The 16,600-nt window shown below is 61.2% G+C and carries 13 protein-coding genes; 5 read left to right on the top strand and 8 right to left on the bottom strand.

What is annotated here, in order from left to right; genetic code table 11:
• Positions 1-1,293: an HAAAP family serine/threonine permease gene (locus G5168_RS03740; protein WP_005338498.1), complete on the bottom strand. Its 1,293-nt coding sequence runs from the start codon at positions 1,291-1,293 to the stop codon at positions 1-3.
• Between the two features lie 498 nt (positions 1,294-1,791).
• On the opposite strand from G5168_RS03740, the gene G5168_RS03745 reads away from it, so the two are divergent.
• Both G5168_RS03745 and G5168_RS03750 read left to right on the top strand, forming a co-directional pair.
• Positions 1,792-2,730, top strand: a complete 939-nt coding sequence (locus G5168_RS03745) for a LysR family transcriptional regulator (RefSeq protein ID WP_064338523.1) — start codon at positions 1,792-1,794, stop codon at positions 2,728-2,730.
• Between the two features lie 73 nt (positions 2,731-2,803).
• The gene (locus G5168_RS03750; protein WP_076492884.1) at positions 2,804-4,216 is read left to right on the top strand and encodes an MATE family efflux transporter; all 1,413 of its coding nucleotides are present in this window, start codon (positions 2,804-2,806) and stop codon (positions 4,214-4,216) included.
• Positions 4,217-4,330: 114 nt separating this feature from the next.
• On the opposite strand, the gene alsS is transcribed toward G5168_RS03750, so the two are convergent.
• Both alsS and budA read right to left on the bottom strand, forming a co-directional pair.
• A complete protein-coding gene (alsS, locus tag G5168_RS03755; RefSeq protein WP_421251865.1) occupies positions 4,331-6,001 on the bottom strand; it encodes an acetolactate synthase AlsS in 1,671 nt (556 codons plus the stop codon).
• A gap of 18 nt (positions 6,002-6,019) precedes the next feature.
• On the bottom strand, positions 6,020-6,814 hold the full coding sequence (gene budA, locus G5168_RS03760; RefSeq protein WP_421251866.1) for an acetolactate decarboxylase: 795 nt from the start codon (positions 6,812-6,814) through the stop codon (positions 6,020-6,022).
• Positions 6,815-6,922: 108 nt separating this feature from the next.
• On the opposite strand from budA, the gene G5168_RS03765 reads away from it, so the two are divergent.
• Positions 6,923-7,858 (top strand): LysR family transcriptional regulator, encoded by a 936-nt coding sequence (locus G5168_RS03765; RefSeq protein ID WP_167570375.1) that lies wholly within the window; start codon positions 6,923-6,925, stop codon positions 7,856-7,858.
• 42 nt (positions 7,859-7,900) lie between these two features.
• Here the strand turns inward: G5168_RS03765 and tyrS are convergent, their stop codons facing one another.
• The gene (gene tyrS / locus G5168_RS03770) at positions 7,901-9,100 is read right to left on the bottom strand and encodes a tyrosine--tRNA ligase (protein ID WP_005347884.1); all 1,200 of its coding nucleotides are present in this window, start codon (positions 9,098-9,100) and stop codon (positions 7,901-7,903) included.
• Between the two features lie 109 nt (positions 9,101-9,209).
• Between tyrS and G5168_RS03775 the strand changes: the two genes are divergently transcribed.
• A complete protein-coding gene (locus G5168_RS03775) occupies positions 9,210-10,535 on the top strand; it encodes a peptidoglycan DD-metalloendopeptidase family protein (protein ID WP_157161227.1) in 1,326 nt (441 codons plus the stop codon).
• A gap of 123 nt (positions 10,536-10,658) precedes the next feature.
• Positions 10,659-11,777, top strand: coding sequence for an anhydro-N-acetylmuramic acid kinase (locus G5168_RS03780; protein ID WP_227342114.1), 1,119 nt, complete (start codon positions 10,659-10,661; stop codon positions 11,775-11,777).
• Between the two features lie 92 nt (positions 11,778-11,869).
• Here the strand turns inward: G5168_RS03780 and G5168_RS03785 are convergent, their stop codons facing one another.
• The 4 genes from G5168_RS03785 to G5168_RS03800 all read right to left on the bottom strand — a co-directional run bounded on the left by G5168_RS03785 (position 11,870) and on the right by G5168_RS03800 (position 16,582).
• Complete coding sequence (locus G5168_RS03785; protein WP_227342112.1) at positions 11,870-12,667, bottom strand: DUF1338 domain-containing protein; 798 nt, start codon at positions 12,665-12,667, stop codon at positions 11,870-11,872.
• A 59-nt stretch (positions 12,668-12,726) separates the two neighbouring features.
• The gene (astD, locus tag G5168_RS03790; protein ID WP_227342111.1) at positions 12,727-14,196 is read right to left on the bottom strand and encodes a succinylglutamate-semialdehyde dehydrogenase; all 1,470 of its coding nucleotides are present in this window, start codon (positions 14,194-14,196) and stop codon (positions 12,727-12,729) included.
• Positions 14,197-14,268: 72 nt separating this feature from the next.
• Positions 14,269-15,288, bottom strand: a complete 1,020-nt coding sequence (astA, locus tag G5168_RS03795; RefSeq protein ID WP_005334994.1) for an arginine N-succinyltransferase — start codon at positions 15,286-15,288, stop codon at positions 14,269-14,271.
• Between the two features lie 76 nt (positions 15,289-15,364).
• Positions 15,365-16,582: an aspartate aminotransferase family protein gene (locus G5168_RS03800; protein ID WP_216953066.1), complete on the bottom strand. Its 1,218-nt coding sequence runs from the start codon at positions 16,580-16,582 to the stop codon at positions 15,365-15,367.
• Positions 16,583-16,600 lie beyond the last annotated feature (18 nt).

Consider the following 16,600-nt stretch of genomic DNA (forward strand, 5'->3'; position numbering starts at 1 on the left):
TCAGGCAATCAGCTTGTAGATGATACCGGACATGGCGATCAGGCCGATGATGGTCACGAAACCGTTGCTGATGTTGCCAGCGTATTTGCGCATGGCCGGAACCTTGGTGATGGCGTACATCGGCATCAGGAACAGCAGCATTGCGATGATCGGGCCGCCCAGGTCTTCAATCATGCCGAGGATGCTCGGGTTGATGGTGGCGATGGCCCAGGTAGTCAGGATCATGAACACGGCAGTGACTTTGTTCAGTTGCTTGGTGTCAACGTTCTTGCCCTTCTCGCGCAGCGCCTTGGCCATCAGGCCGTTCATGCCCTCTTGCGCACCCAGGTAGTGACCCAGGAAGGATTTGCTGATGGCAACCATGGCGATCAGCGGAGCCACAGTACCGATAACCGGGTTATCGAAGTGGTTGGCCAGGTAGGACAGGATGGAGATGTTCTGTTCTTTGGCAGCAGCCAGGTCAGCCGGGGAGAGGCTCAGTACGCAGCTGAATACGAAGAACATAACGGTCATCACCATCATGACGTGGGCGCCCAGCAGGATGTTGCTGCACTTCTTCTCGGCACCTTCACCGTAACGACCTTTGTTGTCCACCGCGAAGGAGGAGATGATCGGGGAGTGGTTGAAGGAGAACACCATTACCGGGATAGCCAGCCACAGGGTCTTGATGAAATCACCGTTGAAGGCGTCGGACAGGGCCGGAGCTTCAGTGATGATGGCACCGTTCCAGTGCGGGATCAGGTAGAACGCCAGACCCATCAGGGTGAGCACGAACGGGAATACCAGCACGCTCATCGCTTTGACGATAACCTGGCCGCCCAGACGAACAACCGCCATCAGACCGAGGATCAGGGCCAGTGACAGAACGGCACGGGGAGGTGCAGACATGCCCAGCTGGTGAACAATCACGCTCTCGACGGTGTTGGTAATGGCGACTGAATACATCAGCACGATCGGGTAGATGGCAAAGAAGTAGAGCAGGGTGATGAATTTGCCTGCGGTCTTGCCGAAGTGCTCTTCTACTACTTCAGTGATGTCGCCATCACGAGTAGAGCCGGACAGCACGAAGCGGGTCAGACCACGGTGAGCAAAGAAAGTCAGCGGCAGCGCCAGGATCAACATGGCAACCAGCGGCCACAGACCACCTACACCGGCGTTGATTGGCAGGAAGAGCACACCGGCACCGATCGCGGTACCGTACAGACCCAGCATCCAGACCACATCGGCCTTGTTGACGCCGCGGGAGGTGTTGCTGGCTAAACGACCATCAGCTGCAATATTCATGTCAGACATACGTTGTTCCTGTCATCTAGGAAAATGGGATTCTTGTTTGGTCGGGCCTTGGCCCGGTTCCATCTCCCTGGAACGCCTGCTGTCCGTCCTTGATATTAACCTCTCGCCCCCCGGCAACCTGGCCATCACTCCTTGTGACAACAGGATTGCAACAAACAACAGTGCGAGATTTTGACCCTGAGGGTCGGCGCCCGTCTCACTTAACAACCGATTAACGTGCGCCACTCTTGATGGGCTGACTTTAATTAAATGCCCTTATTAATCACAGCGTTTTTTTGAATTAATCAACCAAAGTTTGATTTTGGTCGCCTTTCGGACGACCAAGATCACACTCAAAGCGCCTTATTGTGAGTTTTTTTTAACAATTCAACTTAGTTTCACTGGAATCAATGGCCTGCGAGCAGCTACATATTTGCAACAAGCCACCCGTTTAGCGCGGATTGTGTGCAGCACGGCCTTGGCGTACCCTTGTGACTCACGCCTTTTTGTTGATTGATGATGACCATTACCCGTACCGATCTCGCCGAACTGGCGGTATTTGCCGCCGTCGCCCGTCACCGCAGTTTCAGCAAGGCCGCCCTCGAACTCGGGGTCTCCGCCTCCGCCCTCAGCCATAGCCTGAAGGGGCTGGAAGCCCGTCTGGGGGTGCGGCTGCTCAACCGCAGCACCCGCGCCGTGGTACCGACCGAAGCGGGCCAGCGGCTGCTCAAGCAGCTGCTCCCCACCCTCAATACTCTTGAAGAGGCGCTTTGCGAGCTAGCCCGCAACAGCGATGAACCGGTGGGTCGACTCAAACTCTGCGCCCCCCGCGGCGCCATCGACAGCCTGCTGGCACCTGTGCTGATCGACTATCTGGCCCGTTATCCGCGGATGCAGGTGGAGGTGGTGGAGCAGGAGCTGATGCCCCGGCTGATTGAAGATGGTTACGATGCCGCGCTCTTTTATGGCGATCTGCTGCCCAAGGAGATGATCGGCATCCCCCTCGGCCCGCCCCAGCGTTATCTGGTGGTGGGCTCCCCGGCCTATCTGGCGGAGCACGGTACGCCGGAGCACCCGAGCGAGCTGAGCCGCCACGCCTGCATCGGCTATCGCCTCACTCCGCACCATCACTATCGCTGGGCCTTTGCCGCCGACGGCACCATGCTGGAGATCGAAGTAACCGGGCCGCTCACCACCAGCACCCCGGCCCTCTATCTGGGCGCCGCCGAGGCTGGGTTGGGGCTCGCCTACTGTCTGGAAGAGGAGGTGAGCCAAAAAGTCGCGGAAGGGAAACTGCTCACCGTGCTGGAGCCCTGGTGCCCCACCTTTGCCGGCTTCTACCTCTTCTATCCCAGTCGGCATCAACTGGGCAGCGGCCTGCGCATCCTGATCGACATGCTCAAGGCCCACTACCAAAACCCCGGATTAATGAGTAATACTCAGCAATTCATCAAGTGAAACCCTGATTATCACCAAATAAGTATTAATCTAGACTAGCTGTTCGATAATCGAACTCCCCGAGAGAACAGATATGTCTGCCTATTTAACACTGCGGCAACGGGCCATGACCCGTCGCTTCTGGGCTTACGCCCTCCCCTCCATTCTTGCCATGCTGGTCTCGGGGGCCTACTACCTCATCGACGGCATCTTCGTCGGCCACTATGTCGGTGCCGCTGGCCTCGCCGGGATCAACCTGGTCTATCCGGTCATCATGGTGCTGATTGGTCTGGCCGCCATGATCAGCATGGGGGCCGCCACTGCCATCTCCTTCCAGCAAGGGGCGAAAAACGACAAGCTGGCCCGTCAGGCGCTGGTCAACGCCCTCTGGCTGCTGGCCGGACTCGGGGGCGTTGCGCCGGTGCTGCTCTATTACACCCACACCGATATCCTGCTGGGGCTGGGGATTGAACAGGGCACCGAGACCTGGAAACAGGCAAGCGACTACCTAACCTGGATTGGCGGCGGTACCCTGCTGCTGGCCAGCAATCTGGCGGTGCCCTATCTGCTGCGCAACGATGGCCGCCCGAAACTGGCCATGGTGCTGGTGAGCAGCGGCGCCGTGCTCAATATCATCCTCAACTACATCATGGTGGGTCGGCTGGGGCTGGGATTGATCGGGACTGCGCAAGCCACCCTGATGGCAGAGGGTGCGGTGAGCCTGATCGGCCTTGGCTACTTCTTTACCCCCTGGGCGCGGCTGCGCCTCAGCTGGCGGGATCTGGTGCCCAACCTCCCCGCCATGCCGCACCTGCTCTTTACCGGCCTGCCGAGCCTGATTGCCCAGTTCAACCTCGGCCTGCTGCTGATGCTGCACAACAGCCAGCTGATGGTGTATGGCAATGTGAAGGATCTGGCGGGTTTTACCGTTGCCGGTTACACCGAGGCGGTCTTTATCGTCATCCTGCAGGGGCTGGCGTTCGGCATTCAGCCGCTCATCAGCAAAGCGGCGGGGGCCAAGCGCCACCGCAACCTCAAGTACCTCATGGAGATGGGGCTCAAGTTCACCTTTATCTACGGCATGCTGGTGTGGCTCACCATCCAGCTGCTGCCGGGACAGGTCGCCATGCTCTATACCGGCGACAAGGATCCCGAACTGCTGGCCGCTGCCATCAGCAGCCTGACCCTCAACCTCGGCGCCATTCCGCTGGAGGGGATCATCATGTTCGGCATAGTGCTGCTGCAATCCATGGCGCGTACCCGTCAGGCGCTGGTCATCTCCATCGCCAAAACCGTGTTGCTGCTGCCGCTCATCTTCCTGCTGCCACAACTGTGGGGTCGTGATGGGGTGCTGATGGCCCAGCCCGCGACCGTGCTGCTGCTCACCCTGCCGCTCTGCTGGCTGCTGTGGCGCGAGTGGCTGCGCCTGAAGATGGCCTGCGCGCCAAAAAACAAGCGTCGCCCGCAACCGGCCCGCGCACGCGCCGCCGTCCAGCTGGCCCGTTAAGACCACCCATCCCGCAAAACAATAAAAAACCGGCATCCCCTGATGCCGGTTTCTGCTATATGGGCGGGTCTGCCTGCCCTTACTCGAGGATTCAGGCCAGCACTGCTGCCCACACTATGCCAATACTTCTGGCCTGAGCTGGGCCATCAGCCCCGGGTTGTCGGAGTAATCCACCGGAATGGCCACCACAGCAGGCCCCTCCACCGCCAGCGCGGCCCGCAGGGTGGCGCGCAGCTCGTCGGCCGAGCGCACCGCAAACCCGGCCGCCCCGAACGATTCGGCATAGCGTTTGAAGTCGATGGGGCCAAAAGAGACGCCAGAGGTGCGACAATACTTCTGCTGCTCCTGCATCGCCACCATGTTGTAGCCGTTATCGACCCAGATGATGTGGACGATATTGCTCTTGAGCCGCACCGCCGTCTCCAGCTCCATGCTCGACTGCATAAAGCTGCCATCCCCCGATACCGAGATCACCCTCTCACCCGGCCTTACCAGCGCCGCGCCGATGGCCCACGGCAGTGCCACCCCCATGGTCTGCTGACCGTTGGAGATCAGCACCTGACGGGCGCGGAAGCTGTAGAGGTAGCGGGCAATCCAGATATGGAAGCTGCCCATGTCGACGCAGAGGGTCATGTCGTCGCGCACCAGATCCTGCAGCTCGCGCACGATACGCAAGGGGTGAACCGGATTGCCGTGCATATCATCGGCCCGCATCGCCAGTCGCAGCCGCTGCTGACGTACCCCTTGCAGCAGCCGATCCACCTCGGGGGGGCGGATTTTCGGATTGCCCATGATGCGGGTCAGCTGCAACAGGTTGGCGCGGATCGACCCCACCAGCTCGGCGGTCGGGCAGTAGCTGCTGTCGATATCGGCAGGCAGCACGTCGATATGGAGGATGCGCCGCTCCCGGTCGCCATTCCACAGCACGGGGTCGTACTCGATGGGGCTGTAGCCGATGCAGATCACCAGGTCGGCCCCTGCCAGCAGTTGATCCCCCGGCTGGTTGTTGAAGAGCCCCACCCGTCCGGCAAAGTCATCGAAGTGGCAGCTGTCCACCACCCCGGCAGCCTGATAGGTACCGGTCACCGGCAGCCGCACCTTGTCGAGGAAGGCGCGCACTGCCTCGGCATTTTCCGGCCGGCTGGCCATCAGGCCGAGCAGCACCACCGGATTCTGGGCGTTGCGCAGCAGGGTCAATGCCTGCTCCATATTCTGCTCATCGGCGCAGCCCGGCTCCGGCACTTCGCGGGGCACCAGCACATTGCCCTGTACCGGCTTGTTGATGATGTCCATCGGCAGGCTGACAAACGCCGCCCCCGGCCGTCCCAGCTCGGCGGCGCGAAAGGCGTTGGCCATCACTTCCGAAATCGCCGCCCCGCTGTTGACCTGGGCACTGAACTTGGTGACCGGACGGCAGAGGTTGACCGTATCCATGCTCTGATGAGTGAGTTTGAGGCCATCGGCACGGCGAACCGCACCGCCCAGCGCCACCATGGGGTCCCCCTCCGAGGTGGCCGTCGCCAGCCCGGTAATGAGGTTGGAGCAGCCGGGGCCCGAGGTGACCAGCGCCACCCCGGCCTTGCCGGTGAGACGCCCCACGGCGGCCGCCATAAAGGCAGCGTTCGCCTCGTGGCGCACCACTATGGTCTCGATGGGGGAGTCCTCCAGCGCATCGAACACCCGGTCAATCTTGGCCCCCGGAATACCGAACACCTGCTTGACCCCTTGCGCCTCCAGATGACGAACCACCAGCTCGGCACCGCACTTCCACTGTCTGTTTTCCATGATATTGATCCTTGTCTATCAGCCTTCGGCGGCCTGAATGGCGCGATCGAGATCGGCGGGGTTGAGGTCGGCCTGCCGGAAAGCGGGATCCGATGGCAGGGCCAGATTGAGGTGACGCACCACTGAAAGTCGCAGGGTGCCGTGGGCCATGGTGTAGTCGAGCAGATGGCCGCCCCCCTTGCGATCGGCGGTGATCATGTGTTCGTGAAAGCCCGCCACATTGACCCCCTGCACGAACGGCGGGCAGCGAAAGCCCACCAGGGTTCCCGCCACCGCGGCAAAGCGGAACAGCGGTTGCTGTTCGATGGCTTCCAGCATGGGGCGATAAGGGGGCTCCTGACGCGGCACGGTACGTACCTTGGCCGTCTCAAACTGGCCGTCGAGGCGCAGGGCGACGAAGACGTTGTCGGATCCCACCAGCCGATCCACCCACTGGTGGATCTCGTCACGGCTGAGGGGATGGTCGAAGCGACGCTCCAGACAGGGGCGAAAATGGGTCATCACCGCAAAGGGGGTCTTCTGATCGGCGCGGGCGGGCCGGGCCGAGCCATCGGAGCGCAACTGGTGGATCTGCCGCTCGAAGGCGATCAGCTCACCATCGAGGTGATTGAAGGTGCCGAGGCCAAAGTCGCCGTGGCGCAGCAGCTCGCTCATGGTGGTCTCCCCTTCGTAGACCCCCGCCAGCAGGGCGCTCATCAGGGAGCTCTGGTAGATCTCGCCACCGTCATGCTGCCTGCGCCAGCGGGAAAACTGCTGGCTCACTTCGGGGGCACAGCTGCACCCGGCACTGTCAGATGTTGCAATATGTTCCATTCGGGTTTCACCTCCACCGTGAATCCTGTTAGCGTTCGGATCCAATGGTGACTTGGTTCACATTTCAACACCAATACGCTGATCCCATGACTTTGAGACTCAATCGATATGGAACTTCGTACGCTCCGCTACTTCATGGCCGTTGTTGAAAAGCAGAATTTCACCCGCGCAGCCGAATCACTCAACATGGCCCAGCCGCCCCTGAGCCAGCAGATCCGCAAGCTGGAAGAGACCCTGGGCACCCCGCTGCTGCGCCGTTTGACCCGCAGTGTCGAGCTGACCGAGGCGGGCGAGAGCCTCTATCGGGATGCGGCGCAGATCCTGGCGCTGGCCGATGCGGCAAAACTGAAGGTAAAGCGGATTGCCCGGGGCGAGCAGGGGGCACTGCGGATCGGCTTTGCCGGTTCCACCGTGCTCCACCCTGCAGTGCTGACCCTGCTGCACGACTATCGGGAGCGCTACCCCGAGGTGGCCCTCAGCCCGCAGGAGGGCACCATGCCGGCACTGGTGGAGGCGCTACGCAACGATCGGCTGGACGCCGCCATCTTGCGGCTGCCCTGCCGGGGTAGCGAGGGCTTTGCCCATCACCTTATCGAGCAGGAGCCGCTGCTGATCGCCCTGCCCACCAGCCACCCCAAGGCCAAGCCGGGCCCCTTGCCACTGGCCAGCCTGAAGGACGAGAGTTTTATTCTGTTTCCCCACGCCATCGGGCCCGGGCTCTATGACGGAATAGTGGGTCTCTGCCGGGAGGCGGGGTTCGAACCGATACTGGGGCCCGAATGCCCGCAGGTGATCTCCACCGTCGGCATGGTGCAGGCGGGCTTTGGCGTAACCCTGGTGCCCAGCTCGGTGGCGGCGCTGCGCCCGCTCGGGGTCAGTTATCACCCCATTGAGGGCAACGGCATGATGACCAGTATCAGTCTGGCGACACGGCCACACCCAAGCAGTGCCGTGTTGCGGCACTTTATCGCCCAGATCCGTGCTGCCCAGATACGACAAGACCTCCCGAAGGAGGCCCTGTTGAACAAGCTTGAACCGGTTTGATGGCCAGCTTGCCTGATGCGACGGCTTATTTGACGGTGCTGCTTATTTGACCGTCACGCGGGCAAACTTGCGCTTGCCGACCTGATAGACGGCGGTACCGGCACCGATGAGTGCCTTGCCATCTTCCAGCTTCTCACCATCCACCTTGACCGCGCCCTGCTTGATCATCCGCAGCGCTTCGGAGGTGGTGGCCACCAGATCGGCCTCTTTCAGCAGGTTGGCAATGGCCAGACCTTCGCCTTCCAGAGCCAGCTCGATTTCCGGCATCTCGTCCGGGATGGCGTTCTTGGAGAAGCGCTGGGTGAAATCTTCGTGGGCCGCTTCAGCCGCCGCTTCGTCGTGATAACGGGCGATGATCTCTTTGGCCAGCCAGATCTTCACATCACGCGGGTTGAGAGTGCCGGCAGCGATGCCTGCCTTGAACTCTTCAATTTCAGCCAGCGGACGGAAGGAGAGCAGCTCGTAGTAGTTCCACATCAGATCGTCGGTGATGGACATGATCTTGCCGAACATCTCACCCGGGGCGTCGTGGACGCCGATGTAGTTGCCTGCGGACTTGGACATCTTCTTGACGCCATCCAGACCCACCAGCAGCGGCATCATCAGCACGCACTGGGTCGCCATGCCGGCATCTTTTTGCAGCTCGCGGCCCATCAGCAGGTTGAACTTCTGGTCGGTACCGCCCAGCTCAACGTCCGCCTTCAGCGCGACCGAGTCATAGCCTTGCAGCAGCGGATAGAGGAATTCGTGAATCGCGATGGATTGGCCGCCGGTGTAGCGCTTTTTGAAGTCGTCACGCTCCATCATGCGGGCCACGGTCTGCTTGGCCGCCAGCTTGATCATGCCGGTCGCACCCAGCTCGCTCAGCCAGGTCGAGTTGTACTCGATGCGAGTCTTGGCCGGGTCGAGGATCTTGAACGCCTGCTCGGCATAGGTGAGGGCGTTGTGCTTGATGGCCTCTTCGGAGAGCGGCGGACGGGTGGCGTTCTTGCCGGAGGGATCACCCACCATGGCAGTGAAGTCACCGATCAGCAGGATCACTTCATGGCCCAGATCCTGGAAGGTCTTCAGCTTGTTGAGGATCACGGTATGACCCAGGTGAATGTCGGGGGCGGTCGGGTCCATGCCCAACTTGATGCGCAGCGGGCGCCCTTCCTTCAACTTGGCGACAAGTTCTTCTTCAACCAGAATTTCTTCCGCTCCGCGCTTGATCTCGGCTAGCGCCACCTCGAGCTGGGACATTTTTTGACTCTCCATCACGATTCCACAGGGCCAAACATATTACTGGAATGGCGGGCCAATTGGAAAGGCTGTAAAATCCGTCCATTCTGCCCGACTTCATCTGCTTCTCATGGTTATTTGGCACGCCTTCAACGCACTCCCCCACTGGCACCGCAAGATGGTGCTGATCTTGAGCATCATGATCATGATGCTGGCGGCCTGGCCCAGCGAACAGGCAGTAGCAACACGGGTCGATGAAAACGGCAACGAAATTGCCCTGCGGGAACCGGCCAACGACAACGCGCTAAACAACGAGCTGCCAGCCGAGGCCGCCCAGCCCGTTACCCCGCCCAAGCCGCGCTATATCACCAAGCAGGTGAAGGTGCGCCGTGGCGACAACATGGGGGTGATCTTCCAGCGCATTGGCCTGAGCACCACGGATCTGCACCTGATCGACCAGCTCGAGGGCAGCGATCCCCTGCGGATGCTGCAACCGGGGCAGGAGCTCACCTTCACGCTCACCGAGAACGGCGAGCTGCACAGCCTCTATTACCCCCACAGTCTGGAGCAGGCGCTCAAGGTGAGCCGCAAGGAGGAGACCTTTGTCGCCCGCAACGTCAAGATCGCCCTCGACACCCGCGAACAGGTGAGCAAGGGGGAGATCCGCTCCAGCTTCTGGGGCGCGGCGGTGGATGCGGGGATGACCGAAGATCAGATCATGGACTTGGCCGCCATCTTCGGCTGGGACATCGACTTTGCCCAGGACTTGCAGCCGGGGGACAGCTTCCGGGTGGTCTATGAAGACAAGTTCCGCGACGACGAGCGGGTCGCCTCCGGCGATATTCTGGCCGCCGAGTTCGTCAACCAGGGCACTGCCTACCGCGCCGTGCTCAATGAAGATGGCAACTACTACACCCCGGAAGGCAAAGCCATGCGCAAGAGCTTCCTGCGTGCGCCGGTCAACTTCAAATACATCAGCTCCAACTTCAACCCGCGCCGCCTCCATCCGGTGACCGGCAAGATCCGCCCCCACAACGGCATCGACTATGTGGCGCCGGTGGGCACCCCCATCATGGCGGCGGGCTCCGGCAACGTGGTGGCGGCGGGCTACAACCAGTTCAACGGCAACTACGTCTTTATCAAGCATGCCGGCAACTATGTGACCAAGTACCTGCACCTCTCCAAACGCACCGTCAACAAGGGACAGCGGGTGAAGCAGGGGCAGACCATCGGCACTCTGGGTGGCACCGGCCGCGTCACCGGCCCGCACCTGCACTACGAATTCGTGGTGGGCGGCATTCACAAGAACCCGCGCACCCTCACCCTGCCGCAGGCAGAGACCCTGAGCGGACGCGAGCTGGCCAACTTCAAAAAGCTGGCGATGCCGCAACTGGCCAAGCTCGACAGCCCCGAGCTGCAGCTGGCCCAGAACAAGCGGGATAGCCGCGGCAACTAAGCCATCAGGGCTGGCGGGGTAGCAGCCCCGCCAGCCCTTTTTATTTTGCCTGCGCATGGCTCGGCGCCATGCTGCATCGGTGTCGGGAAGCGGACTATCCCGACCAGCGAGTGAGGAGAGCCAATGGCTGAACGCTATATCGGATTGATGTCAGGCACCAGCATGGACGGTATTGACGCCGTGCTGGTGGTGATCGACGGGGATCAACTGCGGGTCGAGGCGGCCCTCAGCCACCCCTGGCCCACCGCCCACGAGCTGCATGAGCTCTGTACCCCTAGCGACAACGAGATCGATCGCATGGGGGTGGCCGACAATCTGGTGGCGCGCGAATTTGCCGCCGCCACCCACGCCCTGCTGGCCAAGACGGGCCTCACGCCCGCCGATATTCGCGCCATCGGCAGCCACGGCCAGACCATCCGCCACCGCCCCCAGCTTGGCTTCACCCTGCAGATCGGCAACGCCGCCCTGCTAGCGGCGCTAACCGGCATCGACGTTATCGCCGATTTTCGCACCATGGATATGGCCCTCGGTGGTCAGGGGGCGCCGCTGGTGCCCGCCTTCCATCAGGCGCTGTTTGCCAAACCCGGCGCCCTGCGAGTGGTACTGAACCTCGGCGGCATCGCCAATATCTCGGTGCTGCCGGGCAATCCGGGCGGGGTATATGGTTTTGATACCGGCCCGGCCAACACCCTGCTCGATGGCTGGTATCGCCGCCATCAGCCCCACGGCGGCAACTATGACGCCGGTGGCAAATGGGCCGCCAGCGGCAAGCCCATCCCTGCCCTGCTGGAGAAACTGCTGGCTCACCCCTACTTTGCCGCCCCCTCCCCCAAGAGCACCGGACGGGAGATGTTTACCCTCGATTGGCTCGATGGGGAGCTGGCAGGCACTTCATACGCCCCCGTGGATGTGCAGCGCACCCTGCAGGCGCTCACCTGCCACAGCATCGCCCGCCAACTGCCCGCCCGGCCCGAATCAGTCGGTGCCAGCCAGCCGAAAGCCGAGCTGTTTGTCTGCGGCGGCGGTGCCCATAACGCCCCCTTGCTGAAGGAGTTGGCCAGCCTGCTGCCTGCATGGCGCATCGCCAGCACCGCCGAACTGGGCATTGCGCCCGACTGGATGGAAGGCGCAGCCTTTGCCTGGCTGGCGGAGCGCTTTATCAAGCACAAACCCGGCAACCTGCCCGCCGTCACCGGCGCCAGCCGTCCGGCTGTGTTGGGTGCTCTCTACCCCGCACCCTAGATATCCCCCAGATATGCAAATGACGACAGCCCCGATATGGGGCTGTCGTCATGTCACATCATGAACAGTGGCACTTTGGCCAACACCCGTTGTTACATGGCATTGGTGGACTCAAAAATTTTGTCGGCGGACGCTTCGACAAAGCCCGGATAGAGCACGCCATCTATCTGCGGGTAGCGCAGGGCGAACTCGTAGAAGCAGCTCGGGATGGTACGCACCCCATCGCTGAACGGCACCTCTGCTTTGTCCGCCATGGTGGAGGATTGCTCCAGCATCACCTGCGGATCCCCTTTCACCTCGCCACCCACGCTGTTGAGCACAAAACCCGCCGCCTTCAGCGCCGCATTGACCTGATGGATGGTGTCGAAATCCTTCAACTTGTTGATATTGACCGTGAAGTGGTTGGCACGATAACCCCAGGCTGCCATCCAGGCCGCATACTCGCTCTCCGCCAGCAGAGTCTGATAATCGGCATAGGAGACCTGCCAGGGGGCGCCGGTGTAGAGAAATGCCGGGGTATCGGTCAGATGATCAGGCACCTGATTGGCCAGCTTGTGGATGATGGCCTGGGCAGCCGAAGAGAGCTCTTCCACCTTCAGCTCACTGATAAACACCTTGGGAGCGTCCGGATCCTGATGCTCGAAGTGCTTGGCGTAGAGCTTCTTGGCCTTGAAGACGTACTCGCCCTTCTGCTCGTAACCGAGCGCGAGAAAGTGGGCGGCCAGCTTCTCCAGCCCCAGCTTGGGCAGGTTGTAGGTACGAAACGCCACGTGATCGTTGACGATGGGCTCGCCGCCACCCAGCAGGGTGTGCACCTTGAGGGCGCTCGGGGTCACCTTGATGTAGTTGTCCCACAGATGGCTGAACAGGGTGTCGATATCCTTTTGCATCTCTCTTTCCTTTGATTGCGGGTACAGATGGGGGCACCGCTGGATGCCCCGTGTCGTTATTAGAAGCGCAGGCCGGGCGACAGTTGATCCGGCATCGCGGCTTTGCTGTCTTCGACAGAGGCAACCGGATACGCACAGTAGTCAGCAGCGTAGTAGGCGCTTGCTCTGTGGTTGCCGGAGGCGCCGATGCCACCAAACGGCGCGGCACTGGAGGCGCCGGTGATGGGCTTGTTCCAGTTGACGATACCGGCGCGGATCCGCTTGAAGAAGTGGTGCCAGTCCGCCTCCTTATCCCCCAGCAGACCGGCCGAGAGACCGTAGCGGGTGGCGTTGCCCTGATCGATGGCAGCATCGAAATCATCGTAACGAATGAGTTGCAGCAGCGGGCCGAAGTACTCTTCGTCAGGCAGCTCGCTGACTGAGGTCACGTCGATAATACCCGGGGAGACAAAGCCTGTGCCCGCTTCCAGGTGCTTGAGGGTAAGCAGGCTCTCGCCACCGAGGCGCTGCAGGTTGGCTTGCGCCTCGACCATGCCCAGTGCTGCCTTCTCGCTAATCATCGAGCCCATGAACGGCTGCTCGGCAGCGTCGTAGAGGCCGACCTTGATCTGGCTGACCACCTCGATCAGTCGATTGACCAGGGCATCGCCCCGCTCACCGCGCTCGACAAACAGACGGCGGGAACAGGTGCAACGTTGACCCGAGGTGATAAATGCCGACTGGACGATGGCATGGACGGCGCCGTCGATGTCGCTCACATCTTTCACGATCAGCGGGTTGTTACCGCCCATCTCCAGCGCCAGAATTTTGCCCGGCTGGCCGGCAAACTGTTGATGGAGGAAATGGCCGGTGCGGGAGGAGCCGGTAAAGAAGAGGCCGTCGATATCGGGATTGCCCGCCAGCGCCTTGCCGGTCTCGACCTCCCCTTGCACCAGATTGAGCACCCCCTTGGGCAATCCGGCCTGCTGCCACACCTTGACCATGGCCTCGGCCACCATGGGGGTCAGCTCGGAGGGTTTGAACACCACGGCGTTACCCGCGATCAGGGCCGGGACTATATGGCCGTTGGGCAGATGGCCCGGGAAGTTGTAGGGGCCGAACACAGCCACCACGCCGTGGGGCTTGTGACGGACAAACGCTTTGGCGCCCGGCATGGCATTTTCAACGGTGCCGGTGCGCTCGTCGTGGGCACGAATGGAGATGGCAATCTTGCCCTGCATGGCGGCTACTTCAGTGCGGGTCTCCCACAGCGGTTTGCCGGTTTCGCGGGCGATGGTCAGGGCCAGCGCCTCTTTCTGCTCGCCGAGCAGGTCGGCATAACGGCGCACTATGGCCAGACGATCTTCAAGGCTCAAATCCGCCCAGTGGTAGAAGGCGGCACGGGCCGCCTTGACGGCAGCATCCACTTGCGCCGCACTGGCGGCAGCCCCCTGCCAGATCACCTCGTTCTTGGCCGGATCGGTTGACTCGAACGGCTTGCCTTCACCGGCAAGCCACTGACCGTCGATAAATTGCACTAACTGGCTCATCCATTCACTCCCTGTCGCTGGCAGGCAGCCTCGGCTGCCTGCCTGATAATCGGTTTGCTTGTCCTGTTTGTCTCAGTCGAGGTCGACCACCCGCACCATGTCGCCATCCTGTACCTTGAGTGCCGCCGCCATCTTGGGCGGGATGATGGCTTCGTGCTTGTCGAGATCGACCCGGATATTGCCGTAGCAGGCGCGGTAATGCTCGAAACGGCTGTTGCAGATAAGGTGGGTCTTGCCACCGATGGGCTCGCCCACCAGCACCCGCAGTTTCTTGCTGCGGCGCACGCTGCGGATATTCTTCACGTCGCACTCGACGGTGGGGCCCGCATCGAAAATATCGACGTAGCCACGGTTCACGAAGCCCTCGTCCTGCAGCATCTTGATGGCCGGGCGAGTCTTCTCGTGGGTCTGACCGATAACGGCCCGCGCCTCTTTGCTCAGCAAATTGACGTAGATGGGGTACTTGGGCATCAGTTCGGCGATAAAACGCTTCTTGCCGATGCCGGTCAGATAGTCGACGGTGGGAAAATCCATCGAGAAGAAGTGGGTTTGCAGCCACTCGTAGAAGGGGCTGTGACCGTTGGCATCGGAGACGCCGCGCATTTCGGCGAAGACGGTCTCGTCAAACAGCTCGGGGTGCTCGGCCATAAACAGAAAGCGGTGCTTGGAGAGCAGGCGGCCGTTGAGCCCTTCGCGGGCACATTCGCGCAAGAACAGGGTGCAGAGCTCGGAGTTGCCGGTGTAGTCGTTGGAGAGAGTCAGGGTTTCAACGACGTTGTAGATGCCGAGCTTGGGAGAAGAGTGCACCACTTTGCCGATGTGGTAGTTGTAAAACGGCTGGGAGAGGCCAACCGCGGCATCGATGGCACAGGTGCCGACCATCTCGCCGGTCTCCAGATCCTCAGCCACGAAGAAGTAGAGGCAGTCCCCCTTGCCGGCGGGCTTGTCGGAAAAAGTCTGGGTAGAAGCATCGATCTTGCGCTGCAGCAACTCATCGTTGACGGGCAACGAGGTCATGCCGGTGCCGGACTCGATGGCGCAGGTCTTGAGCCCGGCAAAATCTTTTTGCTCGATGGGACGGATAACCAACATAAATGACAACTCCCTTTCATTGACGACAGGTGGGGGCCCGGCTCCTGCCGGGAGAGCTCCCCACCTCAATTTGGAATCAGGCGTTGACCACCTGGGCAACCGCCTTCTCGAAGCGGGCCAACCCTTCCTTGATGTCCGCTTCCGGGATCACCAGTGAAGGGGCAAAACGAACCACGTTGGTACCGGCAACCAGTGCCATCAGCCCCTGATCGATAGAGGCCAGCAGGAAGTCGCGGGAACGCCCCTTGAAGTCCTCGCTCAGAGCGGCACCCAGCAGCAGCCCCTTGCCACGCACTTCGCTAAAGCAGTGGTATTTGGCGTTGATCGCCTCAAGCCCATCGCGGAACAGCTGTTCGCGCCGCTTGACCCCGTCCAGTACCTCGGGAGTATTGATCACGTCGATCACTGCCTCGGCGACCGCACAGGCCAGCGGGTTACCGCCGTAGGTAGAGCCGTGAGTGCCCACTTTCAGATAAGAAGCGATTTCGTCGGTGGTCAGCATGGCGCCGATGGGGAAACCGCCCCCCAGCGCCTTGGCGCTGGTGAGGATGTCCGGCGTGACGCCGAGCCCCATATAGGCATAGAGATCACCGGTCCGGCCGACCCCTGACTGCACTTCGTCATACACCAGCAGGGCATTGTGTTTGTCGCACAGCTCGCGCACCCCTTTGGCAAACTCGTCGGTAGGACGAATGATGCCACCCTCCCCTTGCAGCGGCTCCATCACCACGGCGCAGGTGTTGTCGGAGATCACCTCGGCTAGTGCCGCCAGATCGTTGTAGGGAACATGGGTAATGTCACCGGGCTTGGGACCGAAGCCATCGGAGTAGGCAGCCTGGCCACCGACGCTGACGGTAAAGAAGGTACGACCGTGGAAGCCCTGATTGAAGGCGATGATCTGGGTCTTCTGCTCGCCAAACTTCTCGATGGCGTAGCGGCGAGCCAACTTGAGGGCAGCTTCATTCGCTTCGGCGCCGGAGTTGCAAAAGTAGACCTTGTCGGCAAAGGTGGCCGCGACCAGCTTCTTGGCCAGACGCAGGGCCGGTTCGTTGGTCATTACGTTGGAGAGGTGCCACAGCTTCTCGCCCTGGGTTTTCAGAGCCTCGACCAGCTTGGGATGACAGTGACCCAGGCCGTTAACGGCGATACCACCGGCGAAGTCGACATACTCGCGCCCCTCCTGATCCCAGACACGTGACCCTTCACCACGCACCGGGATGATCTTGGCTGGCGCATAGTTGGGAACCATCACTTCATCAAACACTTCACGTGTCACTGCCAACAACTCTGACATATAGCTCTCCTTCAGATT

Source organism: Aeromonas sp. 600724 (assembly GCF_049175135.1).
GTDB lineage: Bacteria > Pseudomonadota > Gammaproteobacteria > Enterobacterales > Aeromonadaceae > Aeromonas > Aeromonas veronii_A.